General features: G+C 62.8%; 19 protein-coding genes and 1 tRNA gene. 9 read left to right on the top strand and 11 right to left on the bottom strand.

What is annotated here, in order from left to right:
• Positions 1–231: 231 nt before the first annotated feature.
• Both NKH80_RS08940 and fcl read left to right on the top strand, forming a co-directional pair.
• On the top strand, positions 232–1,386 hold the full coding sequence (locus NKH80_RS08940; RefSeq protein ID WP_352991015.1) for a dihydrodipicolinate synthase family protein: 1,155 nt from the start codon (positions 232–234) through the stop codon (positions 1,384–1,386).
• Positions 1,387–1,547: 161 nt separating this feature from the next.
• Positions 1,548–2,510: a GDP-L-fucose synthase gene (fcl, locus tag NKH80_RS08935; protein ID WP_352991011.1), complete on the top strand. Its 963-nt coding sequence runs from the start codon at positions 1,548–1,550 to the stop codon at positions 2,508–2,510.
• A gap of 66 nt (positions 2,511–2,576) precedes the next feature.
• Here fcl and NKH80_RS08930 read toward each other — a convergent pair.
• Both NKH80_RS08930 and cpdR read right to left on the bottom strand, forming a co-directional pair.
• Positions 2,577–2,651, bottom strand: a tRNA-Val gene (locus NKH80_RS08930).
• Positions 2,652–2,755: 104 nt separating this feature from the next.
• The gene (gene cpdR / locus NKH80_RS08925) at positions 2,756–3,118 is read right to left on the bottom strand and encodes a cell cycle two-component system response regulator CpdR (protein ID WP_006199474.1); all 363 of its coding nucleotides are present in this window, start codon (positions 3,116–3,118) and stop codon (positions 2,756–2,758) included.
• A 153-nt stretch (positions 3,119–3,271) separates the two neighbouring features.
• Between cpdR and NKH80_RS08920 the strand changes: the two genes are divergently transcribed.
• Both NKH80_RS08920 and hisN read left to right on the top strand, forming a co-directional pair.
• Entirely contained in the window at positions 3,272–4,213 is a 942-nt protein-coding gene (locus tag NKH80_RS08920) for an N-formylglutamate amidohydrolase (protein WP_352539364.1), read from the top strand.
• A gap of 328 nt (positions 4,214–4,541) precedes the next feature.
• Entirely contained in the window at positions 4,542–5,315 is a 774-nt protein-coding gene (hisN, locus tag NKH80_RS08915; protein ID WP_352682504.1) for a histidinol-phosphatase, read from the top strand.
• A gap of 145 nt (positions 5,316–5,460) precedes the next feature.
• Here hisN and NKH80_RS08910 read toward each other — a convergent pair whose 3' ends face one another.
• Both NKH80_RS08910 and NKH80_RS08905 read right to left on the bottom strand, forming a co-directional pair.
• A complete protein-coding gene (locus NKH80_RS08910) occupies positions 5,461–5,919 on the bottom strand; it encodes a styrene oxide isomerase (protein ID WP_352682506.1) in 459 nt (152 codons plus the stop codon).
• Positions 5,920–6,052: 133 nt separating this feature from the next.
• Positions 6,053–7,027, bottom strand: a complete 975-nt coding sequence (locus tag NKH80_RS08905; RefSeq protein WP_352991006.1) for an alpha/beta fold hydrolase — start codon at positions 7,025–7,027, stop codon at positions 6,053–6,055.
• Between the two features lie 476 nt (positions 7,028–7,503).
• Between NKH80_RS08905 and NKH80_RS08900 the strand changes: the two genes are divergently transcribed.
• Complete coding sequence (locus NKH80_RS08900; protein ID WP_023675381.1) at positions 7,504–7,968, top strand: Hsp20 family protein; 465 nt, start codon at positions 7,504–7,506, stop codon at positions 7,966–7,968.
• 89 nt (positions 7,969–8,057) lie between these two features.
• Here NKH80_RS08900 and NKH80_RS08895 read toward each other — a convergent pair whose 3' ends face one another.
• Entirely contained in the window at positions 8,058–9,110 is a 1,053-nt protein-coding gene (locus NKH80_RS08895; RefSeq protein ID WP_352501928.1) for a threonine aldolase family protein, read from the bottom strand.
• Between the two features lie 475 nt (positions 9,111–9,585).
• Between NKH80_RS08895 and gltB the strand changes: the two genes are divergently transcribed.
• Complete coding sequence (gltB, locus tag NKH80_RS08890; protein ID WP_352991004.1) at positions 9,586–14,316, top strand: glutamate synthase large subunit; 4,731 nt, start codon at positions 9,586–9,588, stop codon at positions 14,314–14,316.
• Between the two features lie 143 nt (positions 14,317–14,459).
• Positions 14,460–15,914, top strand: a complete 1,455-nt coding sequence (locus NKH80_RS08885) for a glutamate synthase subunit beta (RefSeq protein WP_352469525.1) — start codon at positions 14,460–14,462, stop codon at positions 15,912–15,914.
• Between the two features lie 22 nt (positions 15,915–15,936).
• On the opposite strand, the gene NKH80_RS08880 is transcribed toward NKH80_RS08885, so the two are convergent.
• Positions 15,937–17,184: an SGNH/GDSL hydrolase family protein gene (locus NKH80_RS08880; RefSeq protein WP_352991001.1), complete on the bottom strand. Its 1,248-nt coding sequence runs from the start codon at positions 17,182–17,184 to the stop codon at positions 15,937–15,939.
• Between the two features lie 26 nt (positions 17,185–17,210).
• Positions 17,211–18,437, bottom strand: a complete 1,227-nt coding sequence (locus tag NKH80_RS08875) for a lytic murein transglycosylase (protein ID WP_352564889.1) — start codon at positions 18,435–18,437, stop codon at positions 17,211–17,213.
• Between the two features lie 207 nt (positions 18,438–18,644).
• On the opposite strand from NKH80_RS08875, the gene galU reads away from it, so the two are divergent.
• On the top strand, positions 18,645–19,550 hold the full coding sequence (gene galU / locus NKH80_RS08870; protein WP_352990999.1) for a UTP--glucose-1-phosphate uridylyltransferase GalU: 906 nt from the start codon (positions 18,645–18,647) through the stop codon (positions 19,548–19,550).
• A 131-nt stretch (positions 19,551–19,681) separates the two neighbouring features.
• Here the strand turns inward: galU and NKH80_RS08865 are convergent, their stop codons facing one another.
• Complete coding sequence (locus tag NKH80_RS08865; RefSeq protein WP_352990996.1) at positions 19,682–21,439, bottom strand: outer membrane beta-barrel protein; 1,758 nt, start codon at positions 21,437–21,439, stop codon at positions 19,682–19,684.
• A 150-nt stretch (positions 21,440–21,589) separates the two neighbouring features.
• Here NKH80_RS08865 and NKH80_RS08860 point away from each other — a divergent pair, with 150 nt between their 5' ends.
• The gene (locus NKH80_RS08860) at positions 21,590–22,591 is read left to right on the top strand and encodes a KpsF/GutQ family sugar-phosphate isomerase (protein ID WP_352991110.1); all 1,002 of its coding nucleotides are present in this window, start codon (positions 21,590–21,592) and stop codon (positions 22,589–22,591) included.
• 13 nt (positions 22,592–22,604) lie between these two features.
• Here the strand turns inward: NKH80_RS08860 and NKH80_RS08855 are convergent, their stop codons facing one another.
• From NKH80_RS08855 to hemH, 3 genes are all read right to left on the bottom strand, one after another.
• A complete protein-coding gene (locus NKH80_RS08855; RefSeq protein ID WP_254816927.1) occupies positions 22,605–23,069 on the bottom strand; it encodes an NfeD family protein in 465 nt (154 codons plus the stop codon).
• Positions 23,070–23,073: 4 nt separating this feature from the next.
• Positions 23,074–24,021: an SPFH domain-containing protein gene (locus NKH80_RS08850; RefSeq protein WP_352990993.1), complete on the bottom strand. Its 948-nt coding sequence runs from the start codon at positions 24,019–24,021 to the stop codon at positions 23,074–23,076.
• Positions 24,022–24,152: 131 nt separating this feature from the next.
• Positions 24,153–25,217: a ferrochelatase gene (gene hemH, locus NKH80_RS08845; protein WP_352990990.1), complete on the bottom strand. Its 1,065-nt coding sequence runs from the start codon at positions 25,215–25,217 to the stop codon at positions 24,153–24,155.
• Between the last annotated feature and the right edge of the window lie 100 nt (positions 25,218–25,317).

Below are 25,317 nucleotides of genomic sequence, written 5' to 3'. Positions count from 1 at the left end.
TCCCGGAGGTTTCTTATGCGATTTCTATTGGAACGATCTAATCTCTGCGAGGCATTTGAGTCAATCGTGTTTTTGCGAACCCGAGAAAAGTGCGGCTCAGTGGGTGCAATCGTCTACTAAATACGGCTTCACCTGCTGCGATGCAGCAATTTGGGCTGCGCGAGGCAGGGCGGCAAAGTCTCTTGATTTATTGGAACGTTCCATTTAATAGGCGCTGGGAAGGAGAGAGCCATGGACATCACCTTGCCCGGGGAAGGCGGCGGCCGCGTCCTCTACCGGCTTATCGGCCAGCCGGTGCAGCCTGTGGCCAGCGCGCGGTTCTCGCGTATCGCCTACGCCGCGGCCCATGTCGTCGCCGACCCTTTCGCCATGACCAATCCATGGTCGAGGCCCGCGGTCGACTGGGACAAGACGATCGCGTTTCGCCATCACCTCTGGCGGCTCGGCTTCCGTGTCGCCGAAGCGATGGATACCTCGCAGCGCGGAATGGGCTTCGACTGGGTGAATGCCAGGGAATTGATCCGCCGCTCGATCGCCGAGGCGCGGAGCGTCGAGGGCGCCACTCTCGCGTCAGGCGCAGGCACCGACCATCTGACGCCGGGGGCGGCGAGCACGCTCGACGATGTCATCGCGGCCTATGAGGAGCAGTTCGGGTTCATCGAAGGGCTTGGCGGCAAGGTGATCATGATGGCCAGCCGCGCGCTTGCGGCGATCGCAAAAGGCCCCGACGATTATGCCAGCGTCTACGACCGCATCCTGTCCCAGGCATCCGGCAAGGTTATCCTGCACTGGCTGGGCGACGTGTTCGATCCGGCGCTGAAAGGCTACTGGGGCAGCAGCGATTTCGAAACTGCGCTCGAGACGGTGATCGCCATCATCGAACGCCACGCCGGCACGGTCGAGGGCATAAAGATATCGATGCTCGATGCCGGCAAGGAGATCGCGCTCAGGGACCGGCTGCCCGAGGGCGTGGTGATGTTCACCGGCGACGACTTCAATTACCCCGAGCTGATCGCCGGCAACGGCGACAGACATTCGCACGCGCTGCTCGGCATTTTCGATGCGATCGCGCCGGTCGCCAATGCAGCGCTGGCAAAGCTGGCCGACGGCGACCGCGCCGGCTACGACGCGCTGATGGCCCCGACAGTGCCGCTGTCGCGCAAAATCTTCGAGGCGCCGACCGAATATTACAAGGCCGGCATCGTCTTCATGGCATGGCTGAACGGCCACCAGGAGCATTTTTCGATGATCGGCGGCATGCAATCGGCGCGCGGCATCCGCCACTATTCCGATGTCTTTCGCCTTGCCGACCAGGCAGGGTTGCTGGCCGACCCCGAGCTTGCCATTGCCAGAATGACAAGCCTCTGCGCGGTAGCGGGCGTCTGATCGCCAGCGCTACGGCGTCCGATCCAAAGGTTGCTTCGGGTGGCTTTGCGATTTGCCTTGTCTGGGCAAATCTGTATGCGGTATGCGTCCGGCAACAGAGAAGCCGATCCGGCGCTCCGCCGGCCAACTGGCATAGCTGCCGTCTGCATTGGGGTAAGCTGATGACCTTCGACCTTCAGGGCAAGCGCGTTTTCGTGGCCGGACATCGCGGCATGGTCGGCTCGGCCATCCTGCGCCGATTGGCCGACGAGGATTGCGAGATCCTGACCGCCTCGCGCGCCGAGCTCGATCTTCTCGACCAGGCCGGCGTGCGGCGCTGGATGGCCGACCGCAAGCCGGATGCAGTGGTGATGGCGGCGGCCAAGGTTGGCGGTATCCTGGCCAACAACAGGCTTCCGGTCGATTTTCTGCAGGACAATCTCGTCATGCAGAACAATGTCATCGACAGCGCCTTCCGCAACGAGGTGCAGAAGCTGATGTTTCTCGGTTCATCCTGCATCTATCCCAAATTCGCGGCGCAGCCGATCTCCGAGGACGCCTTGCTGACCGGGCCGCTCGAGCCCACCAACGAATGGTATGCGATCGCCAAGATCGCCGGGCTGAAACTGTGTCAGGCTTATCGGCGCCAGCACGGCGTCGACTACATCTCGGCGATGCCGACCAATCTCTACGGTCCGGGCGACAATTTCGACCTCAATTCCAGCCATGTCGTGCCCGCTCTGATGCGCAAGGCGCACGAGGCCAAGCGCGCCGGCCGCAAGAGCCTGGAGGTGTGGGGGTCAGGCACGCCGATGCGTGAATTCCTGCATGTCGACGACGCCGCCGACGCGCTGGTCTGGTTGCTGAAGAATTATTCTGGCGACAGCCACATCAATGTCGGCTCGGGGGAAGACATCACCATTGCCGACCTTGCCCGCACCATCGTGTCGGTCGCCGGCGCCGATGCCGCAATAACATTCGATGCGACGAAGCCGGACGGCACGCCGCGCAAGCTGATGGACGTGTCGCGTCTGTTCGCCACCGGCTGGCGCCCGCGTTACTCGCTGCGCAGCGGGTTGGAACAGACCTATGCCTGGTTTCTGGAGCACGTCGAGACCGGGGATCTGCGCCTCGGTGCGGCCTGAGGCCGGTATTGGCCGGGAACATCAGTCGACGAAAAATACCGACGGCCAATTGAGGGATTATTTGGATGGTGGGCGTGACAGGGATTGAACCTGTGACCCCTGCAATGTCAATGCAGTGCTCTCCCGCTGAGCTACACGCCCATCCGAAGCCGCGCATACACCATTTTTGGTTCGGCACGTCAATAGCGGGAAAAGGGAAAGAACGCCTGGCTTGCGGCGTCGGTCAAGACGCGACAAAAAGCGCGTCAGGCGGCCTGCAGCATCTTTTCGACCTCGTTGACGAGGTCGCGCAGGTGGAACGGCTTCGATAGCACCTTGGCGTCTTTCGGCGCCTTGGAATCAGGGTTCAGCGCGACGGCGGCGAAGCCGGTGATGAACATCACCTTGAGGTCGGGATCGATCTCCGTGGCGCGTCGGGCGAGCTCGATGCCATCCATCTCGGGCATGACGATGTCGGTCAAAAGCAGCGAAAAAGGTTCCTCGCGCAGCCGCTCATAGGCGCTGGCGCCATTGTCGAAATCGCTGACCTGATAACCGGCGCGCTCCAGCGCCTTGACGAGGAACCGGCGCATGTCGTCGTCGTCTTCCGCCAGCAGAATGCGTGCCATGTTGTCCCGTCCGAATCACCCAACCGACAATGCCGTGCGGCAAGCCCGTTAACCATGCTGTATATGAGGAGGTGACGGTAAACATCAAGTGAACGTTGGCCGCACAATCCTGATTTGGCTGGCGCTTCGGCGGCTGGACATGCGGGCGGCGAGGTGGCACTTTCCCATCATGATGCATTGGTATTCCCGGGTTCGTCCAAATTGAAAACGGCAGCCGAGGATTTTTCGGTCGTTCCACCCTTCGAAATCCGATCGGGCGCCGAACAACGCGTTCCCTTCCTCTTCAACTCGCCGCATAGCGGCCGCTACTATCCGGACCGGTTCATGGCTATGGCCAAGCTGGACCGCAACGCCATCCGCCGCTCCGAGGACTGCTATGTCGAGGAATTGTTCGGCGGCGCCGTCGCGCTCGGAGCGCCGATGCTGGCGGCAAACTTCCCGCGCGCCTATCTCGACGTCAATCGGGAGCCGTGGGAACTCGACCCGCGCATGTTCGCCGAACCGGTGCCGTCATTCTGCAACATCCGCTCGGCGCGGGTGGCCGGCGGGCTCGGCACCGTGCCCAAGCTGGTCGGCGAGGGGCTCGACATCTATTCCGGCCGCTTGCCGCTGGCGGAAGCCGTGGCGCGCATCGAAGCGGTCTACAAGCCCTATCACGAGACGCTGAAACGGCTTTTGACCAGAACCCATGCGCGCTTCGGCTACGCCGTGCTGATTGACTGCCACTCGATGCCGGCAAGCATAAGGGTCGGCGACAGCGGATTGCGGCCGGACTTCATCGTCGGCGACCGCTTTGGCATTTCCGCCGCGGCGGCGTTGACCGAGACGGCGATCGGCCTGCTCACCGGCATGGGCTACAGCGTCGCCCACAACAAGCCTTATGCCGGAGGCTTCATTACCGAGCACTATGGCCGCCCCGTGCGCCATCTGCATGCGCTGCAGATCGAGGTCAATCGCGGGCTCTACATGAATGAGCGGACGTTCCAGAGATCGGCTGGTTTCGACGCACTGGCCGACGATCTGGCGCGGTTTTCGGCCGAACTGATGGCGATGCCCGATCACAATTTCATGGATCTGCCGCTGGCCGCCGAATAGCCGCGGAATCGCGGTACTCACCGCTCATGCGGCAGCGTAAAAAAAGACCGCATCGTTTGCACGACACGGTCGAAGTCTAGGGAGGAAACGCCCAAGGAGGGCATGGACAGGAACCCCTGTCCGAGAACAAACGTATTGTGCGCTGCACAAATGTCAAGGCGCGTTCCGGCTTTTTTAATTCACTGTGAAGTGGAAACTGCATTTCCATGACGGCGGCGTTGCATTCGAGCAACAGTTGGCACCATGCGAAAGGCTCCGAACGCCCTTGTTTCGGCATAAATCCGTAGGCAAACGGGTATCTCCTAACATGCTGGAGCGGGAGAATCAGTTGGACATCAACATCGAGTTCATGCGGCGCATTGCGCGTGCCGCCGCAGCCGAGACCTTGCCGCGCTTCCGCAGCCAGGGCGCGGTCACCAACAAGGAGCGCGGCAGCTTCGACCCGGTCACCGAGGCCGACCGCGAGGCCGAGCGCGCCATCCGGGCGCTGATATCAGCGCAATACCCCGATCACGGCATTCTCGGCGAGGAACATGGCAGCGAAAACATCTCCAGCCGGCATGTCTGGGTGATCGATCCGATCGATGGAACGCGCGCCTTCATTTCCGGCCTGCCGGTATGGGGCACGCTGGTCGGGCTCACGGTCGACGGCGATGCCGTCGCCGGCATGATGTCGCAGCCCTTCACCGGCGAGTTGTTCTACGCCAATGCCTCCGGCTCGCATTATGAAGGTCCCGGTGGCCCCCGAAAACTCGCTACGCGCAAGACGACGAATCTCGCCGAGGCGACGCTGTTCACCACCACCCCGGCGCTGTTCAAAGGAGACGCGCGCCTGCGCTACGACCTGTTCGAGCAACAGGTCCAGCTCGCCCGTTACGGCACCGACTGCTATGCCTTCGCGATGGTGGCGGCGGGCAGCGTCGATATCGTTGCCGATCCCGGATTGAAACCGTACGACATCGTCGCGCTGATCCCGATCATCGAGAAGGCAGGCGGCGTTGTCACCACCTTCGAAGGCGGGCCGGCGGAAAACGGCGGCGACATCCTGGCGGCGGCGACACCGGAGCTGCACGCAGCCGCGATGGCGGCGCTGCGCGGCTAAGCATCCGGTGCACCCACGCGTCTGTTTTGCGCAAATCCGACGGAAACCGCGGTACGGTCCTAAAGCAAAGCGCGTCGCGTTTGAGTGAACTTATGTGACGCGCTTGTTTTATGCATGTTATCGCAAAACCGCTGCGCGACATGCATTAGCTGTCGGCAGGCCAAGCGTCCGAGAGACGCAGGCCCCACAAAATGAGCACGAAAGAGATGAGGCCGGTCGGCGCGGACGAATACGCCACACCTTTGATCACAGCTTCCTGAAAGGCACTTCCGTGGAAGGCTCCGGCCGCCAACGGCATAGTCTCGTTGCCGGCCGCCCAGGCGCTGGCGATCACGTAGGCGGCCAGGATCGCCAAAGCCGAATAGATCAGCAGCCAGAAAGCAATCCGCGACGTCGCCGCGCCGAGATTGAGCCTAGACCATGTGAGGCCTAGACCCAGCAAGAGAACGCCCTCCAGGGCGCTGAGCGTGTGCGCGGACAGTCCGAGCCGCGGTGCGGCGAGATACGGTATTGCAAACCCTTCGAATGACGAAAACAGCAGCAGCGCGACGCCAATCTGCAGTAGCCGATGCCCCTGACGTGACAGCGTATTCGATGCGTTCATGGTCGTTTTTCTCCCGGCGAATGGCCTCCATTCTCTTTGGCAGCAACCTAGCGCTCGATGCCTTAACGGGAATAAGGGGCTGCGCCGGACAAGCGACCCGTGCGGGCTTTGTTGGCGGGCGCCGGCGAAGCGGTCAAACAGCGTCGCCGGTTCCGGGGATGAAGGCATCGAATGCCGCAAACAACTGCTCGCGATAGAGGTCGGCTTCCTGGAGGATCTCATGGCGGGCGCCGTCGATCATCACTAGCGAGCCGACGCGCAGACGTCTCGCATAGGCTTCGACTGCCCTGGTCGAGACGACCTGGTCGGCGCCGGCGGCGATCATCAGCAAGGGCACCTGGATCTTGGCCATGAAATCCGGGTCGCTGACGATCAAGGATGCCTCGGTGGCCGCCTTCAGCCAGCGGATCGTCGGTCCGCCGAGCGCCAGCTGCGGATAGGTTTCGTAGATCAGCGTGTTGCGCCGATAGCGTTCCGGGTCGCTGGTCAGCTTGTTTATGGCGAAGGGCACCGATTCCTTGGGCCGCGGCCCCCATGCGGCATAGAGCCGGCCAAGGCCGAGAAGGCAGAACAGCGAACAGAGGCGGCGGACGGTTTTTACCGAAACCGGCAGGTCCGGCACGGTGAAGAACGGTGCGATCAGCACCATGCGGCGCACGCGGTTCGCCATCGAGGGCGCGGCGAGCAGCGCAATCACCGCGCCGGCCGAGTGGGCCAGTATGTAGTAGGGTCCTCGGCAATCGGGCAGCACGATCTCCTCGAAGAACTGCTCCAGATCGCCGGTGTAATCGAAGAAGCTCCGGACGAAGCCGCGCTGTCGGTCGCCGATCAGCCGGTCGGAAGCGCCCTGTCCGCGCCAGTCGAGGGTTGCCACGCCAAAGCCCCGGTCGGCAAGGTTGCGAATGGTCTCGAAATACTTCTCGATGCACTCGTTGCGGCCGGTCAGGACGACGACGGTGCCCTTCATCGGGCGGGCAACCGCGGCAAACAGCCCATAGCGGATCTTCTTGCCGTCGCGCGCGGTGAAGAAGCCGCCGGCCGCGTTTTCCGGCAGCGGATTGCCCGGAGTTTCCTGGAAGAGAGGGGGCTGGTGGAGAAGATCGGTCATGCGGTTTTTGGTTGGTGTCGGTGCCGGTGTGGGCGCAAGTCAGGCATAAACGCCCATGCGCCAAAAGCAAAGGAATTTGGGACGCCGGGGAGCTCGACCGCCAGGCAGCGAACAAGTAAGGCCGGAAGCAGCCTTGGCGTGCTTCCGGCCTCTGTCGACCGGGAGGAAGGGACGTTACACCCGGTTCGGCCTCGTCGTGTCGCCTTTTCCGGCGACCTGTTCGTTATCTCGAGAACAGTTTTAATGCCGCCTGGCTGAACGCTCGCCGAAGCCACGGTTCATCTGCCGTTCATCGGCATCGGGACGTGGGCCGGGGACCGGTCCCGTTCGGACGCGGGAAAATCTTGAAATGCCGTCGCCGGCTTCCCAAATTTGTCATGCGGTCGCCAATGTCGGGGCCGCTGGCCCATCCGGAACGCCGTCACGGGTTTCGCACCGGCCATACGCAACCTTGTTGCTCAACAGGAGAACACACCATGCGTCACGTTGATTTTTCCCCGCTCTACCGTTCGACCGTCGGTTTTGACCGGTTGTTCACCATGCTCGATTCGCTTGCGCAGCCGGAAGGCCAGACGTATCCGCCTTACAACATCGAGCGCACGGGCGAGGATGCCTATCGCATCTCGATGGCTGTGGCCGGCTTCTCGGAAGATGAGATTTCGATCGAAGCTCACCGCAATGTGCTGACCGTCAAGGGTGAGCGCAAGGAGGAAGGCAATGGCGAAGGCTCCGAACTGCTCTATCGCGGTATCGCCAGCCGAGCCTTCGAGCGCCGCTTCCAGCTTGCCGATCACGTCGAGGTTGTCGGCGCCGCGCTGAAGAACGGCCTGCTCTTCGTCGACCTCAAGCGCAACATCCCCGAAGAGCTGAAGCCGCGCAAGATCGCGATCACCTCGGCTCCGGCCAAGGCCAAGCAGATCGAGGCCAAGACTGCCGCCTAAGCCAGGCAGCTAAACTCCGGGACGCCAACTCCCGGGAAGAAAGGGCGGTGCAGCAATGCGCCGCTCTTTTTGCTGGTGGGCAAGGCTTGCTATCCGGCGAGCAGGTAGCCGAAACGGTCGACCTCGTCGGGCGTGGTCGCGAAGCTGGTGACAAACCGATAGAGCGCTTCGTCTTCGCCAATGTAGCCGTCGTAGCCGAGCGGCCTGTGCCAGTCGTGGAAGGCCGCCCCTGCCGCTTGCATTCTTTCGGCCTCGGCCTTTTTCATGACTGCGAAGACCTCGTTCGCCTGCGGCAGCCAGGCCAGCCGGGCCGAAGGGGAATCTTCTATCGCCGCGGCAAGCCGTGCCGCCATCGCATTGGCGTGCCGTGCTGTGTCGAGCCACAGTCCACCCCTGAAATAAGCATCGAATTGCGCGGCGATGAAGCGCGATTTCGAGAACAGTTGGGCCGCGCGCTTGCGCAAAAAGGCCAATTCCTTGGCTCGCTCGAGGTCGAACAGCACGATCGCCTCGGCGCACCAACAGCCATTCTTGGTGCCGCCGAAGGAGAGGATGTCAACGCCATGCTTCCAGGTCATTTCGGCCGGCGTCGTTTCCAGCGCGACGAGCGCATTGGCAAAGCGGGCCCCATCCATGTGCAGCGGCAGTCCATGCTGCTTTGCGATCGCCGAAATCCTGGCGATTTCGTTCAGTGTGTAGACGGTGCCGACTTCGGTCGACTGGGTGATCGAAACGGCAACCGGCCGCCCGGAATGGACGTTTTCGGGTGCGAAACGGTCCACCGCCCGTTCCAGATTGCCGGCATCGATCCTGCCGAGTGCGCCTTCGACTGTACAAAGCCGCGAACCGCCGGTGAAATATTCCGGTGCACCGCATTCGTCCTCGATGATGTGCGATTCGCGATGGCAGAAGGAAATGCCGCCTGGCTTGTTATAGGTAGTCAGCGACAGCGAATTGGCAGCGGTGCCGGTGGCGACGAAAAACACCGCGACTTCGCATTCGAAGATCTCATTGAAGCGCTGGTAAACGGTCTTGTCGAGGGCACCGTCGCCATAGGCGGTGGAGAAGCCGTCGGCATGGGCCGACAAGCCGGCAGCGATACGGGGATGGGCGCCTGCCCAATTGTCGGAAGCGAAAATCATGCGTCTGCCTATGCTGGGGAAATCGGTGCGAGCTTGGCCGCTTTCGCATGCCGGTCGCAAGGGGCAGATACCGAAAATCCGCTAAAGCCAGTGAAACGCATGAGCGTAGATGCAGCGACGGAAGGTTACGCTGACACGGCGTTCCGCGCAATTTTCTGTCGCGAAAGCTTCAAGAAATTTGTGAATCGGTCTTGTGTGCATCCAAAATTTCTGTCATAAAAATTTAGGACAGTAGTGCTGTCTTATTTTGTCGCACAAAACTGGCCGCATTGGCATATGATTGCGCCTCTGCGGCCATTGCCGCGAGCGACAGCTAGACAGTCTGGCTCCGGCCTGTACGAATACCAAATGCGAACCATGCGGAAAGCCGCACGGTCGGCAAGAATTTCGCAAGACGTGCCGCAGATTGAAAGGGGAGCCACGCGCTTCCCGACGGAAACCAGCGCCCGAAGGGGACGGAACGGAGGACAGGACGATGACGGACATGACGCCATCTGCGACGAAGGCCGCGCAGACGACAGCGGCAGCCGTCAAAAATCCGTCCCTGACCAATATTCGGCGAACCAGCACCGGCTATACCGCGCACGGCCTCTATGATCCGCGCAACGAGCATGATGCCTGCGGCGTCGGCTTCATCGTCAACATGAAGGGCGTGAAGTCGCACCAGATCGTCGAGGACGGCCTTGCCGTGCTCGAAAACCTGACGCATCGCGGCGCGGTCGGCGCCGATCCGCTGATGGGTGACGGCGCCGGCGTGCTGGTGCAGCTGCCGGACCGCTTCTTCCGCGAGGAGATGGCCAAGCAAGGGGTCGAACTGCCGAAGCCCGGCCACTACGCCGTCGGCCAGGTGTTCATGCCGCGCGACCCGGAGCTGCAGGCGCATATCGAAGGCATCATCGCCGAGGTGGCGCAACTCGAGGGCCAGCCGCTGCTCGGCTTTCGCGACGTGCCGGTCGACAATTCGTCGCTGTCCAAGGCGCCCGACATCGCCGCTTCCGAGCCGGTGCACCGGCAGGTGTTCCTGGGCCGCGGCGCCGAGATCGAGAACGACGACGACTACGAGCGGCGGCTCTACATCCTGCGCAAGGTCATTTCCGGTCGCATCCATGAAGAGACCAAAGGCGTCGATAACGGCTTCTATGTCGTCTCGATGTCGTCGCGGACCATCGTCTACAAGGGCATGTTCCTGGCCTATCAGGTCGGCGCCTACTACAAGGACCTCACCGACCCGCGTTTCGAGACGGCGCTGATCCTTGTCCACCAGCGCTTCTCGACCAACACGTTCCCGTCGTGGAAGCTGGCGCATCCCTACCGCATGGTCGCCCACAATGGCGAGATCAACACGCTGCGCGGCAACGTCAACTGGATGGCGGCGCGGCAGGCTTCGGTCGATTCCGAACTGTTCGGCAACGACATCTCGAAGCTGTGGCCGATCTCCTATGAAGGGCAGTCGGACACCGCCTGCTTCGACAATGCGCTCGAATTCCTGACGCAGGGCGGCTATTCGCTCGCCCACGCCATGATGATGCTAATCCCGGAAGCCTGGGCCGGCAACAAGCTGATGGGTCAGGACCGCAAGGCCTTCTACGAGTATCACGCAGCCCTGATGGAGCCGTGGGACGGGCCAGCGGCGGTTGCCTTCACCGACGGCCGCCAGATCGGTGCCACGCTCGACCGCAACGGGCTGCGGCCGGCGCGCTACATCGTCACCGATGATGACCGCGTCATCATGGCCTCGGAAGCCGGCGTGCTGCCAGTGCCGGAGGAAAGGATCGTCAAGAAGTGGCGGCTGCAGCCCGGCCGCATGCTGCTGATCGACCTGGACAAGGGCCGCATCGTTTCCGACGAGGAAATCAAGTCGGAGATCGCGACCAGGCATCCCTACAAGAGCTGGCTCGCCAACACACAGCTCATCCTCGAGGATCTGAACCCGGTCGAGCCGCGCGCCCTGCGCAGGGATGTCTCACTGCTCGACCGCCAGCAGGCGTTTGGCTACACCCAGGAGGACACCAAGCTGTTGATGTCGCCGATGGCGACCACCGGCCAGGAAGCCGTCGGCTCGATGGGTACCGACACGCCGATTTCGGCAATGTCGGACAGATCGAAGCTGCTCTACACCTATTTCAAGCAGAATTTCGCACAGGTCACCAATCCGCCGATCGACCCGATCCGCGAGGAGTTGGTGATGAGCCTGGTGTCCTTCATCGGGCCGCGGCCCAACATCTTCGATCTTGTCGGCAATTCGCGCCGCAAGCGGCTCGAAGTGCGCCAACCGATCCTGACGAACGGCGATCTGGAGAAGCTGCGCTCCGTCGGCCACACCGAAGACCGTTTCGACACCAAGACGATCGACATCACTTACGGTTCGAATGAAGGCGCGGCCGGCATGCAGGGCGCCATCGACCGGCTATGCGAGCGCGCCGAGGCGGCGGTCGCCGGCGGCTACAACATCATCATCCTTTCGGACCGTCAGCTCGGCCCGGATCGCATTGCCATTCCGGCACTGCTGGCGACTGCGGCCGTGCACCATCATTTGATCCGCAAGGGATTGCGCACCTCCGTTGGCCTCGTCGTGGAATCCGGCGAGCCGCGCGAGGTGCATCATTTCTGCTGTCTCGCCGGCTACGGCGCCGAGGCGATCAATCCCTATCTCGCTTTCGACACGCTGCTCGACATGCACAAGCGTGGCGAATTGCCGGCGGAGGTCGATGCCTACGAAGTCGTCTCCCGCTACATCAAGTCGATCGGCAAGGGCATCCTCAAGGTGATGTCCAAGATGGGCATCTCCACATACCAGTCCTATTGCGGCGCGCAGATATTCGACGCCATCGGCCTGAAGTCGGACTTCGTGCAGAAGTACTTCACCGGCACGGCGACGCTGATCGAAGGCGTCGGGCTGGACGAGATCGCCGCCGAAACGGTCAGCCGCCACACCGACGGCTTCGGCAACGACCCGGTGCTGCGCAACAGCCTCGAGGTCGGCGGCGAATACATGTTCCGCATGCGCGGCGAGGCCCATATCTGGTCGCCCGACGCAGTGGCGACCTTGCAGCACGCCGTGCGCCAAGGCTCGTGGGAGACGTTCAAGGACTATTCCGCCCAGATCGACAGCGAGACGGCGCAGGCGCAGACCATTCGCGGCCTGTTCAAGATCAAGCTTGCGCAAGAGACCGGGCGTAAGAAGGTCACGCTCGACGAGGTGATGCCGGCGGCCGATATAGTCAAGCGCTTCTCGACCGGGGCGATGTCCTTCGGCTCGATCTCAAGGGAAGCGCACACGACGCTGGCGCGCGCCATGAACGCCATCGGCGGCAAGTCGAACACCGGCGAGGGCGGCGAAGAGGCCGACCGCTATCTGCCACTGCCGGGCGGCGGCAAGAACCCCGAACGCTCGGCGATCAAGCAGGTCGCCTCGGGACGCTTTGGCGTCACGGCGGAGTATCTGGTCAATTCCGACATGATGCAGATCAAGGTCGCGCAAGGGGCGAAGCCAGGCGAGGGCGGCCAGCTGCCGGGTCACAAGGTCGATGCGACCATAGCAAAGGTCAGGCACTCGACGCCGGGCGTCGGCCTGATCTCGCCGCCGCCGCATCACGACATCTATTCGATCGAGGATCTGGCGCAGCTCATCTACGACCTGAAGAACGTCAATCCGGCGGCCGACGTATCGGTCAAGCTGGTCTCGGAAGTCGGCGTCGGCACGGTTGCGGCCGGCGTCGCCAAGGCGCGTGCCGACCACATCACCATATCAGGCTATGACGGCGGCACCGGTGCCTCGCCGCTGACCTCGCTCAAGCATGCCGGCAGCCCGTGGGAGATGGGCCTTGCCGAGACGCACCAGACGCTGGTGCTCAACGGCCTCAGGTCGCGCGTCGCGCTGCAGGTCGACGGCGGCCTGCGCACCGGGCGTGACGTCATTATCGGCGCACTGCTCGGCGCCGACGAGTTCGGCTTTTCGACCGCGCCGTTGATCGCGGCCGGCTGCATCATGATGCGCAAGTGCCATCTCAACACCTGCCCCGTCGGCGTCGCGACACAGGACCCGGTGCTGCGCAAGCGCTTCAAGGGCACGCCCGAGCACGTCATCAACTTCTTCTTCTATGTGGCGGAAGAGGTGCGGGCGCTGCTTGTCGAGATGGGCTACACCCATCTCGACCAGATCATCGGCGACACCGACCTTCTGGAAAAGCGCGAGCTGATCCAGCACTGGAAGGCACGCGGGCTCGACTTCAGCAAGATGTTCTACAAGCCCGATGCGCCGCACGAGGCGGTGCACTGGACCGAGCGGCAGAAGCATCCGATCGACGACGTGCTCGACCGCAAGCTGATCGAACTCGCAAAGCCGGCGCTCGAAGCCAGGCAGCCGGTCAGTATCGAACTGCCGATCCGCAACGTCGACCGTTCGACCGGCGCCATGCTGTCGGGCGAGGTGGCAAAGCGCTTCAAGCACAAGGGCCTGCGCGAGGACACGATCTCGGTCAAGCTCACCGGCACGGCCGGCCAGTCCTTTGGCGCCTTCCTGGCGCGCGGTGTCTCGTTCGAACTGGTGGGCGCTGCCAACGACTACGTCGGCAAGGGCCTGTCGGGTGGCCGCATTGTCATCCGCCCGCCGGAGAACACGAAAATCGTTGCTGCCGAGTCCATTATTGTCGGCAATACCGTGCTCTACGGCGCAACCGAGGGCGAGGCCTATTTCTGCGGCGTTGCCGGCGAGCGTTTTGCGGTGCGCAATTCGGGTGTCGCCGCCGTCGTTGAAGGCGTCGGCGACCATGGTTGCGAATACATGACTGGCGGTATCGTCGTCGTCATCGGCCAGACCGGCCGCAACTTCGCCGCCGGCATGTCGGGCGGCGTCGCCTATGTGCTCGACGAGGCGGGTGATTTCGCCGAACGCTGCAACATGGCGATGGTCGAGCTGGAGCCGGTTCCGGAAGAGGACGACCTGATGGAAAAGCTGCTCCACCATGGCGGCGATCTCGACCATAAGGGCCGTGTCGACGTATCCGGCGATATGACCAGCCATGACGAGGAGCGGCTCTACCAGCTGATCTCCAACCACGTCCACTACACCGGCTCGGTACGAGGTCGCGAAATCCTCGACGACTGGGCGACTTTCCGGCCGAAATTCCGGAAGATCATGCCGGTCGAATACCGCCGCGCGCTGATCGAGATGGAGCGGATGCGCATGAACGTGGCGGCGGAATAGATTTGGAAATTGCCGGGAGGCCATGCGTCCCGGCAACCATCTTCATCAACAATCCTGACCTCGGACTGAAGGTTGCCACAGCTGCCTTATGAGGTTAACGGGTGCGTCGCCAGGCGTGCCTTCCGGACAGCAGGGACTGGACTATGGGCAAGGTAACAGGGTTTCTCGAGATCGACCGGCAGGTGCACAAGTACCAGCCGGCTTCCGACCGCATCCGGCATTTCCGCGAGTTCACGCTGCCGATGTCGGACAAGGAGGTCGAGAAACAGGCCGCGCGGTGCATGGATTGCGGCATTCCTTATTGCCATGGACCGACCGGCTGCCCGATCCACAACCAGATCCCGGACTGGAACGACCTCGTCTACAATGGCGACTGGGAAAACGCGATCCGCAACCTGCATTCGACCAACAATTTTCCGGAATTTACCGGCCGCATCTGCCCCGCACCTTGCGAGGAAGCCTGCACGCTGAACCTCGAGGATATTCCGGTCGCCATCAAGACCATCGAGCAGGCCATTGCCGACAAAGCCTATGAAACCGGCCATATCCGGCCCTATCCGCCGGAACGGAAGACCGGCAAGCGCGTCGCGATCATCGGCTCGGGGCCGGCAGGCATGGCGGCTGCCCAGCAACTCGGCCGCGCAGGCCATGACGTTCACGTCTATGAGCGCGAGAGCCGGCCGGGCGGGCTGATGCGCTACGGCATCCCCGATTTCAAGATCGAGAAGCATTATATCGACCGGCGCATCGAGCAGATGCAGGGCGAAGGTGTCAGCTTCCATTGCGGCGTCAATGTGGGCGTCGACAAGCCGGTCGCCGAACTGCTCGCCGAATATGACGCCGTGCTCTATTGCGGCGGCTCCGAAACGCCGCGTCCGGCCAACATCCCGGGCGACGATCTCGACGGCGTGCACGACGCCATGCCGTATCTGGTGCAGCAGAACAAGCGTATCGGCGGCGAGCCGATCCAGTCGGTGGCATGGCCGTCGCGCCCGATCGTCGCCGGCGGCCAGCACGTCGTCGTCGTCGGCGGCGGCGACACTGCCTCAGACTGCGTCGGCACCGCCTTCCGCCAGGGCGCGGTGCGCGTCACCCAGCTCGACATCCGGCCGCAGCCGCCGGAAAAGGAGGACAAGCTGTCGGTCTGGCCCTACTGGGCGACCAAGATGCGCACGTCATCGTCGCAGGCCGAAGGCGCCGAGCGCGAATTCCAGGTGGCGACGCTTGAATTCATCGGCGAAGACGGCCAGCTGACCGGGGTCAAATGCTGCGAGGTCGACGAAAAGCGCAAGCCGATCGCGGGCACGGAATTCGTCATCCGCGCCGATCTCGCGTTCATCGCCATCGGCTTTGCCGGGCCAGCCGCTCGCGGGCCGATCTCGGAACTCGACGGGCAGATGAAGATCGTCACCGACAGCCGCCGTTCGAAGAATGTCGAGGCCAATGACCGGGACTACAGGACCAGCGTCGAAAGGCTCTATGCGGCGGGCGACGTGCGGCGCGGCCAGTCGCTGGTCGTCTGGGCGATCCGCGAGGGTCGCCAGGCGGCGCGCGCCATCGACGAGGCGCTGATGGGATCGAGCGTGCTGCCGCGCTGAGCCCGTTCCGAAGAGGTTCAGTTTACTGGCGGATCGCCGTCGTCGTATCGGATGCGGCCGCCGTCGCAGGCTGTGTCTTGGGCGGCCAGGAGAAATCGTCGGCGCGGCCCGGTGAGGCGTCGGGCGCCTTGCCCTCGACGATCAGCCTTTCGCCCGGCAAATTCTTGTCAGCTTTTGCCGGCGGGGCGGCGCCGAGAAGTTCCGAGCCGCCGTCCAGCGCCGGATCGCTGAGCAGCATCGGCACGGTGCGATCGACAGCTATCGGTGCCGCGGCAGGTGCCGGCGCCTCGACGGGAGCGCCGGCCGGGGCAGAAGCCGTCACCACGCTTCCTGGCGCGGCCAGCCCCAGGATCTTCATCAGCGGCTTTTCGGTATAGAAGGCGAGCTTGCGCTTGCCGGCCTTCGACATGTTGATGCCGTCGTCGGAGCGCAGGCGCACCGATTGGCCGTTGATGTCCGGTCCGCTGGTGATGAAGGCGCCGTTCTCGTCGACGAACCCGTCCCAGACGTCGACGAATTCGCCGCCGTGGCTTTCGGCGGACGAGCGGAAGATGTCGTTGAAGGCCAGCATGTCGGAGGTCATTTTCGAGACCCGGAAGGCCGGCATGCCGACCCACAGATACGGCACCTTGGTTGCGGCGATGGCCTTGCCGAACGCATCGGTCCGGCGCTCGTATTCCTTGGTCCAGTTTTCGGATCGCGGCTGCTCGCGTACATCGCCGACGCGCATCTGCTGCCGGTCGTTGGATCCGAGCATGACGACGACGGCTGCCGGTTTTTCGGCAGCGATCAGCGACTTGACCTGTTCTGGCCAGTTGTAGACATCGTCACGCACGAAGCCGGACGATCCGTTGGCACGGACGACGATCCTGACGCCGGTGTTTTCAGCAAACGCGGCGTCGAGCCCCTCAGCCAGCCCAGACGCCATGAAATCGCCGACCACCAGAACGACGCGTGCACCCGGCGCCTTCTCGGCCACTGGGGTTGTCGGCTCGGCCGGCGGCGGCCGGCTAACTGACCGGGGCTTTCTCAGCTTGGGCCTGGGCTTTGTTCTCTGGAATTCTCGCTGGTATTCGGGCGGCGGCTGCTCAAACCGCTCGCTTCTGCGCGGAAACAACAGGTCGCGCAGCGACCAGCCACGACTTTCCGGCTCCTGCGCCATGGCCGCGGTATGAAAGGCACTGGCGGCGCCGACCGCCAGAACGGCGATCGCCAGAACGAGGATCGGCACGCGACGAACGATTAACCGGATGCGCGCAGCCGAAACCAATCACCCTCTCCATCCCGCAACCGGCTCTAGTTCTGCCTGAGCCATTTGAGCACTTCCTTGCTCGGATACCCGTCCTGGGTCAAGCCAGCCTTTGCCTGGAAGGCCATGATGGCGGTTTTCGATCCGTCACCGATCTTGCCGTCGAACTTGCCGTCGTAATAGCCGTGCTCGGAAAGTCGCTTCTGAAGCTCCTGCCTTTCCTCGAAGGAGAGCTTGGTAAACGGTCGCTTCCAGTCCTGCACAAGCCCGCCATAGCCGGCAATTTCGTCGGCAAGAAGGCCCACGGCGAGCGCATATTTGTCGGCATTGTTGTAACGCTTGATGACCGAGAAATTCTTGATCATCAGGAAAGCCGGCCCGCCGCTGCCGCCGGGCAGCTTCAACGTCGCTTTGTCCGCACCGTTCTTGAACGGCTTGCCGTTGGCACGGCTGACCCCCAGCGCCTGCCATTGCGACAGCGACTTCGAGCCTCCGGGCAGCTTCTTGCCGTCCGGAAGGCTGACCTCATAACCCCAGGTCTTGCCTGCCTGCCAGCCGTTCTTCCTCAGCAAATTGGCGGCTGTCGCCAGTGCGTCGGGAATCGAATTCCAGATGTCGCGCTTGCCGTTGCCGTCCATATCGACCGCATAGGACTGGTAGCTGGTGGGGATGAACTGGGTATGGCCCATCGCGCCGGCCCATGAGCCGCTGAGATGGCTTTCGTCGATGTCGCCGGTCTGCAGGATCTTCAGCGCCGCGATCAGCTGGGTGCGGGCAAATTTCGCTCGCTTCGGATCGGCATAACCAAGCGTCGCCAGCGAGCGCACGACATTGCGCATGATATCATCGCGCTTGAGGGTTTCGCCGTAGTTCGATTCCATAGACCAGATGGCCAGCAGGATGTAGCGGTCGACGCCGTATCTTGCCTCGATCCTGTCCAGCCAAGGCTTCCATTTCCTTGCCATCTGCTGGCCGACGGCGACCGACTGGTCATGGACGCGGTTGTCGAAATAATCCCAGGCGGGTGCGGTGAATTCGGGTTGAGTACGGGCCTTTTCCAGTACCACCGGGTCAGCATCGTTGATGCCCTTGAATGCCTGGTCGTAGACGGAGCCGGAAACGCCGCTCGCCACGGCGGTAGCACGGAAGCTGGCGACCCATTGGCGGAAGCCGGCATCGGCAAAAGCCGGCCCGCTGGGCATGAGCAAAGCAAGCGAGAGGCTGGCGGCCGTCAGGACGCTGGTGAAGCGCCTTGCGGCGTTGCGAACGGACATCTTTTCCTCCTTCTTCATCTCAGGAAGACTATTCATCGCCGAACCCGGTTAGCATTTGGTTTACCATAGGTGCCGTGCGGGGTGAAAAGATGCGTCAATGCTTTACCAGCTGAGATTTATGACCCGCCGTTCAGTAATCCTCGATTTCGGCATGAAAATGTCTCGAATCGGGATTGCCGAACAGGCATGCAAATGGATAATTGGCACATGAAGAGAGTTCGCAAGGCAGTGTTCCCGGTTGCCGGTCTCGGCACGCGCTTTCTCCCTGCTACCAAGGCCATTCCCAAGGAAATGCTGACGGTCGTCGACAGGCCGGTCATCCAGTATGTGGTCGATGAGGCGCGCGATGCCGGGATCGAGCATTTCGTCTTCGTGACCGGCCGCAACAAGGCGGTCATCGAGGATCACTTCGATGTCCAGTTCGAGCTCTACGACACGCTTGCGCAGCGCGGCAAGGACGACCAGCTCGCCCGCCTGCAGCGGCTGCAGCCGGCGCCGGGGCAGACCAGCTTCACCCGCCAGCAGGTACCACTCGGCCTTGGTCACGCCGTCTGGTGCGCGCGCGAGCTTGTCGGCGACGAGCCCTTTGCGCTGCTGTTACCCGACATGATCATGCAGTCGGAAAAAAGCTGCATGAAGGATATGGTCGAGCTTTACGCCGAGACCGGCAACAACATCGTCGCCGTGCAGGAATGCGATCCGGCCGAGGCGCACAAATACGGCATTGTCGGCCGCGGCGATGACGCACATCACGGTTTCCGCATCACCGGCATGGTGGAAAAGCCGAAGACCGGCACGGCGCCGTCCAACCTCTACATCAACGGACGCTACATCCTGCAGCCTGAGATATTCAAGATACTCGAAGGCCAGGAAAAAGGCGCCGGCAACGAGATCCAGCTCACCGATGCAATGCTGAAACTGCAGAAACAACAGCCCTTCTACGGCTATCATTATCGCGGGCGCACGTTCGACTGCGGCTCGCCCGAAGGCTTCGTCGAGGCCAACGTTGCCTTCGCGCTGTGGCGCAGCGACATGAATGGAAGCATGGCCGGCGTCATTCGCACACTTCTCGACGAACTCGCGCCGTCAGAGCGCCGCGGCCTAGCCTTGTAGTGTCAGCACCGGTTGCCGCGCTGGTCGGCGAAAGCGCGCCGCGTTCGATCGGCCTCATGCGACGCGCTTAAGCTCTTGTTTTATGCCAGTGGTTATCGCAAAACCGCTGCACACCTTTGCGCGACATGCATTTAGCGCTGCAACTTCACGCCAACGAAAATGCTATTGGCCGTGTAGTCGCGCCCAACCAGGTTGCTGGTCAGTTTTTCAGTCCTGGCGCGGGTGGTGAGCCCGGTGTAGCGGTTCAGCCACCACGTCAGCCCAGCCTCGGCGCTCAGCGTCAAATCATGATCGTCGGAGCCGGTATAGTCGCGCCATTCAAGGCCGAGCGCGGCATTTCCGGTCAGGTTGGCGCGGATCTGCCGCTCGCCCGTGAGGCTGCCGGAATAGAGCATGGAGCCGCTTTCGCCCGCATTCGTCGTGTTCTCGGCGGTCGTCTGTGCGGTGAGCCCGATCGTGGTGCCGCGTTCCGGCGACCATTTGAGATCGGCATTGACCGTCGCGCCCGAAATCGCCGGCAGGGCGTCGTCGTCGATAGCTTCGCGCAGCCAGCCGACCGAGAACTCGCCGGTAAGCTTCTCGCGGAGATCGAGCTCGACGCCGGCCCGTGCGCCAAGCCTGGTCGAGGAGCGCTGGAAGCCGTTTGGATCGACGCGCAAATCATAAGCGCGCCGGCCGATCTCGATTTCGGTGAACGGCGTGATGGCAGGCGAGATCTCGTAACCGGTGCGCAAAATGGCCGTGTAGAGCGTCGAGTCGCGGCCCTTCTGCGACAGTGATCCGCCCGACGAAAGCTTAGCGTCGCCAAAGATGTCGTGCTCGACCGCGCCGGTCAGCGCGAAGCGCATCTTGCCGGCATCCTTCTCGACGGCGAGACTGCCGTTCACTGTCTGGCGCACCGGCTGGCCAACGGCGCCGACGACTGCGTCCGGCGCCGAGGCCGATTCGGGCACGGCCTCATAGCCCAGCTTGGCGATGGCGCGCAGATCATTGTCGAGATCGATGTTGAGTGTGCCGTCGACGTGGCCTTGCGCCTCGTGAATGTCATAGCCGGACAAGGTTTCGCGGAAGATGCCATAGCCCTCAACCGTCGCCGAATTCTCCCGCCAATCGGAGACGGCGTTGAAGCGCAGCGTCGTTTCCGACAGCAGGGCCGGCTTGCCGAGGCTGCTCGAATCGGCGTTTGTCGAAGACGTCAGGCCTTGCTCGAGCGTCGGCCGGATCACGAACGAGCCGAGCTTGATGCCGGTGGCGGCGAACGGGTCGTCCTCGTTCTTTTTGTTCTGGCCTTCGATGGCTTCGGTGCGCTCGGCGCCGGGGTCGAGCCTGAGCCTTTCGGCGGAATCGATGGTCACCGCACGGCGGTTGGCCGTATCCTGCTCGTCTATGGCGGCGGTATCGGTGTCCTTGGTCGTCGCTGCAGTCGCTGTTCTCTTGCTCGTATGGCTGTCCGCGGTCTCGGCTTCGACGTTGGCCGCATTGGCGGCGCGCGTTGCGCTTGGCCGCCGTCGCGGCGGCGGAGCGGGGTTGTCGGGAAATGGGTCGCCGCTGGCCGCCGGCGGATCGAAAGTGCCGCCGGTTGCGGCCGCTTCGCCCGTGCCGTCGTCAGGCAACGCCCCCTGGCTGGCCGGGCGATAGGTAGGCAGCGGCGTATTGTCGTTGGGGGTTGCAGCAGCCTGGGCGGCTTGGGTTCCAGCCATGCTCGTTTGCCTGATCTTGTACTGCTGGTCGTCCAGGATTGTCGATTCCGAAACCTCGCCGCGCAGCTCGGTTTCCTGGGCGCAAAGCAGTGTCGGGCGCGACAACGCAAAGACATTGGTTGCCAGCAGCAATGCGCAGACCGCCTTGCCCTTTCGTCCCATTTTGTTTTGAGGCTGAAACCCGGACATCGGCACCACTGCTTGGGCGGCGCACGCGCGCCATACTTACGAAACCGTAAATGGGGATGGTTAACGGAGCGTTGAGGGATGGCCCGTCAGGGTGTTCGGAGCGGCAATTCCGTTGGACAGGCGCGTGCCGAAGCGCTAATCGCATCGTCCATGGACGTGAAATCCCCAGACAGGAAGCGGCTCGACGGGCAGGCCGCGATTGCTTCGGCGCTGAGAACGGTGGCGACAGAGCAGGCCGGCGTCGCGGCATTGGCCGACGCGCTCGAAAACGGGCTGGCCGAGCCGTTCGCACGGGCCGTCGACATGGTGTCGCAGATCGATGGCCGCGTCATCGTCACCGGGGTCGGCAAAAGCGGCCATATCGGCTCGAAGATTGCCGCAACGCTCGCCTCGACCGGCACGCCGGCCTTCTTCGTTCACCCTGCCGAAGCCAATCACGGCGACCTCGGTATGATCGCCAGGAACGACGCCATCATCGCCCTTTCGTGGTCGGGGGAAAGCCTCGAGCTCAAGGGCATCATCGCCTATTCGAGGCGCTTCTCGATCCCGCTGGTCGCGGTCACCGCGGGCGAAAAATCCGCGCTGGCGCGTGCGGCCGACGTGGTGCTTCTGCTGCCGCGAGCTCCGGAAGCCTGCCCGCACGGCCTTGCGCCCACGACCTCGACACTGCTGCAAATGGTGATGGGCGATGCGCTGGCCATCGCGCTGCTCGAGGCACGCGGCTTCACTCCGGACCATTTCCGCACGTTCCATCCCGGCGGCCAGCTCGGAGCCAACCTGACGCAGATCCGCGAGATCATGCATGTCGGCGACAGGCTGCCGCTGGTGTCGTCCGGCACCGGCATGCGCGAGGCAATCCTCGAATTGTCGCGCAAGGGGTTTGGCTGCGTGGCGGTCACTGCCGCGGACGGCAAGCTGATCGGCATCATCACCGATGGTGACATCAGGCGCCATATCGGCAGCGATCTCTTGGCCATGAGCGTCGATCAGGTGATGACCAGAGAGCCAAAAATGGCCGCGCCCGACACGCTGGTGGCGACGGCGCTGCAGACGATCAACGACTCGGCCATTACCAGCCTGATGGTGGTCGAAGGCAGGCGGCCGATCGGGCTCGTCCATCTGCACGACCTGCTGCGTATCGGTGCTGCCTAGTCTGGCGAGTTTTCTAGACCGCCTCGACCGTCAGTTCCAGATCGGTATCAGCGGCACCCGTCACGCGCACCTGCGTGCCGGCCGGGAGGTCGGGGCCGGAGACACGCCACAAGGTGTCGCCCAGCTTGATGCGGCCGCGCCCGTCCTTGATCGGCTCGGCAAGGGTCGCCGTCCGGCCGACCATCTGTGCGCCGCGGCGGTTGAGCAGGGGCTGGTCGGTCTCATCGTGGCGTCCGCCCACCAGCCGCTTGCCGACATAAGCCGAGACCAGCGACAGCACGAGGAAGGCGACGACCTGGACCTGCCAGGTCCAGAAACCGGCGTCCCAGATGAGCAGCGAGACGACGCCGATCAACAGCGCGGCAATGCCGATCCACAGCATGAAAATGCCGGGCGCGATGACCTCCATCACCAGCAGGATGAGGCCGAGGACCATCCAGCTCCACGGGCCGAGTTCGGAAACAATGCGGTCGAACATGGCCTCAGGTCTCGCTGGGACGAACCACGGGCGGGCGGGCCTGTCGTGCTGGACCGGCGGTGCCTTCGCCCTTGAAAACTTCCCTGGCGATTTCGCCAATGCCGCCAAGCGTGCCGATCAGTGAGGAAGCCTCTATCGGCATCAGCACGAGTTTACTGTTTGTCGCGGAGCCGATCCTGGTCAGCGCTTCCGTGTATTTCAGCGCGACGAAGTAGTTGAGCGCCTGCACGTCACCCTTGGAAATCGCCTCCGACACCACCTGCGTGGCGCGTGCTTCAGCCTCGGCCGATCGCTCGCGCGCCTCGGCGTCGCGGAAGGCGGCTTCCTTGCGCCCCTCGGCCTCCAGAATCTGCGACTGCTTGAGGCCCTCGGCGGCGAGGATCTGGGCGCGCTTATTGCGCTCGGCCATCATCTGGCGGCCCATCGATTCGACGAGATTGGCCGGCGGGTTGATGTCCTTGATCTCGACACGGGTGATCTTGATGCCCCAGGGATGCGCCGCCTCGTCGACGACGCGCAGGAGGCGCTCGTTGATGGCGTCGCGGTTCGACAACAGCTCGTCGAGGTCCATCGAGCCCATGACGGTGCGGATGTTGGTCATCGTCAAATTGAGGATAGCGTTCTGCAGGCCGGCGACCTGGTAGGCGGCCTGCGCCGCGTTGAGCACCTGATAAAAGGCGACGCCGTCGACGGCAACGGTGGCGTTGTCGCGCGTGATGATCTCCTGCGTCGGGACGTCGAGCACCTGCTCCATCATGTTCATCTTGGCGCCGATACGATCGACGAAGGGCATGATGAGGTTGAGGCCCGGGCTCAATGTCTTGGTGTAACGGCCGAAGCGTTCGACGGTATAATCATAGCCTTGCGGAATTGTCCGGATGCCTTTGAAAAGCACCAGCACGACAAGGGCGACAAGAACAAGAAGCGCGATATCGAAACCACTGAAACCCATTTGGCTCTCCCCTCAAAGGCCGGCCACGCCGGACAGTTCCACGCGGCCGGCTTGATCAAACACTTAAGTGTGTTTCAGCAACGTTACAATCAGGTGATCATGGATTGCCGGTGAATAGACGGGTGATCTGTTCAGGCCCAGCCGGACAGCTCGCGCCGCACCATTGCCTCGATCACCGCCATGCCCTCGGTACTGTCGTTGAGGCAAGGGATGTGTGCGAACTTTTCGCCGCCGGCATGATGGAAGGTCTCGGCCGCTTCCCTGCCGATCTCGTCCAGCGTCTCGATGCAGTCGACGGAAAAGCCGGGGTTGACGATGGCGATCGATTTCACGCCTTCGCGCCCTAGTCTTTCGACCGTCTTGTCGGTGTAGGGCTGCAGCCATTCCTGCGCGCCGAAGCGCGACTGAAAGGTGGTGATCAGCTTGTTTTCATCCCAGCCGAGCTTTTCGCGCAGCAGCCGCGTCGTCTCGAGGCAATGGGCTTGGTAGGGATCGCCCTTGTCGGAATAGGGTTTCGGAATGCCGTGATAGGAAGCGATGACAATTTCCGGTTCGAAGTCGAGGTTCGCCAGATGCTTTTCGATCGAACGGGCGAGCGCCTCAATATAGGCCGGCTCGTTGTAATAGGGCGGCACGCTGCGAATGGCCGGGGCGCGGCGCATCTTCATCAGCGCGCGAAACAGCTGGTCGTTGGCAGTCGCAGTCGTCGTCGCCGAATATTGCGGATAGAGCGGGAAAGACAGGATGCGGTCGCAGCCTTGCTCGACCAGCCTCTCGGCCACGCTCGCGGTCGAAGGGTTGCCGTAGCGCATCGCCCAGTCGACAACGACATTGGGTAGGTCGTCGAGCGCGAGCCCGAGCTTCTCGGCCTGGGCGCGGGTGTAGGTGCGCAGCGGCGACTCGTTGCGCTCCCGGTTCCATATCCTGGCATAGTTGGCGCCCGACTTCCTCGGCCGCGTGGTGAGGACCAGGCCGTAGAGGATCGGATACCAGATCGCGTTGTTTAGCTCGATGACGCGTGGATCGGACAGGAACTCCCGGAGGTAGCGCCACATCGGCTTGAAGCCGGTGCCGTCGGGGGTGCCGAGATTGATCAGCATGACACCGACCTTGCCGGTCCTGACCGGATGGCGCCCTGCCGACGGCGAGGCGGCGGTCTTCTCGGCTTTGATTTCAGCAGGGTTGGCAAGCGTCATGAGGTTCTCCAACACCGCGAACCAACGGTGCCGCGGCGAAAGTAGCGATGCCGCGCCGGTTTTCAAATGCTGCGTCTGGCCGCACCTTATCCCAGAAATG

It is taken from the genome of Mesorhizobium sp. M0904 (genome assembly GCF_040319475.1).
In the GTDB taxonomy this organism is placed as follows: domain Bacteria; phylum Pseudomonadota; class Alphaproteobacteria; order Rhizobiales; family Rhizobiaceae; genus Mesorhizobium.
Note: the sequence above shows the minus strand (reverse complement) of the source record. Positions and strands in the feature narration are given on the sequence as shown.

Coding starts and splice junctions, on each gene's coding strand:
- NKH80_RS08940 (WP_352991015.1), top strand. CDS start 232: ATGGACATCACCTTGCCCGGGGAAGGCGGCGGCCGCGTCCTCTACCGG.
- fcl (WP_352991011.1), top strand. CDS start 1,548: ATGACCTTCGACCTTCAGGGCAAGCGCGTTTTCGTGGCCGGACATCGC.
- cpdR (WP_006199474.1), bottom strand. CDS start 3,118: ATGGCACGCATTCTGCTGGCGGAAGACGACGACGACATGCGCCGGTTC.
- NKH80_RS08910 (WP_352682506.1), bottom strand. CDS start 5,919: ATGAACGCATCGAATACGCTGTCACGTCAGGGGCATCGGCTACTGCAG.
- NKH80_RS08905 (WP_352991006.1), bottom strand. CDS start 7,027: ATGACCGATCTTCTCCACCAGCCCCCTCTCTTCCAGGAAACTCCGGGC.
- NKH80_RS08900 (WP_023675381.1), top strand. CDS start 7,504: ATGCGTCACGTTGATTTTTCCCCGCTCTACCGTTCGACCGTCGGTTTT.
- NKH80_RS08895 (WP_352501928.1), bottom strand. CDS start 9,110: ATGATTTTCGCTTCCGACAATTGGGCAGGCGCCCATCCCCGTATCGCT.
- gltB (WP_352991004.1), top strand. CDS start 9,586: ATGACGGACATGACGCCATCTGCGACGAAGGCCGCGCAGACGACAGCG.
- NKH80_RS08885 (WP_352469525.1), top strand. CDS start 14,460: ATGGGCAAGGTAACAGGGTTTCTCGAGATCGACCGGCAGGTGCACAAG.
- NKH80_RS08875 (WP_352564889.1), bottom strand. CDS start 18,437: ATGTCCGTTCGCAACGCCGCAAGGCGCTTCACCAGCGTCCTGACGGCC.
- galU (WP_352990999.1), top strand. CDS start 18,645: ATGAAGAGAGTTCGCAAGGCAGTGTTCCCGGTTGCCGGTCTCGGCACG.
- NKH80_RS08865 (WP_352990996.1), bottom strand. CDS start 21,439: ATGTCCGGGTTTCAGCCTCAAAACAAAATGGGACGAAAGGGCAAGGCG.
- NKH80_RS08860 (WP_352991110.1), top strand. CDS start 21,590: ATGGACGTGAAATCCCCAGACAGGAAGCGGCTCGACGGGCAGGCCGCG.
- NKH80_RS08855 (WP_254816927.1), bottom strand. CDS start 23,069: ATGTTCGACCGCATTGTTTCCGAACTCGGCCCGTGGAGCTGGATGGTC.
- NKH80_RS08850 (WP_352990993.1), bottom strand. CDS start 24,021: ATGGGTTTCAGTGGTTTCGATATCGCGCTTCTTGTTCTTGTCGCCCTT.
- hemH (WP_352990990.1), bottom strand. CDS start 25,217: ATGACGCTTGCCAACCCTGCTGAAATCAAAGCCGAGAAGACCGCCGCC.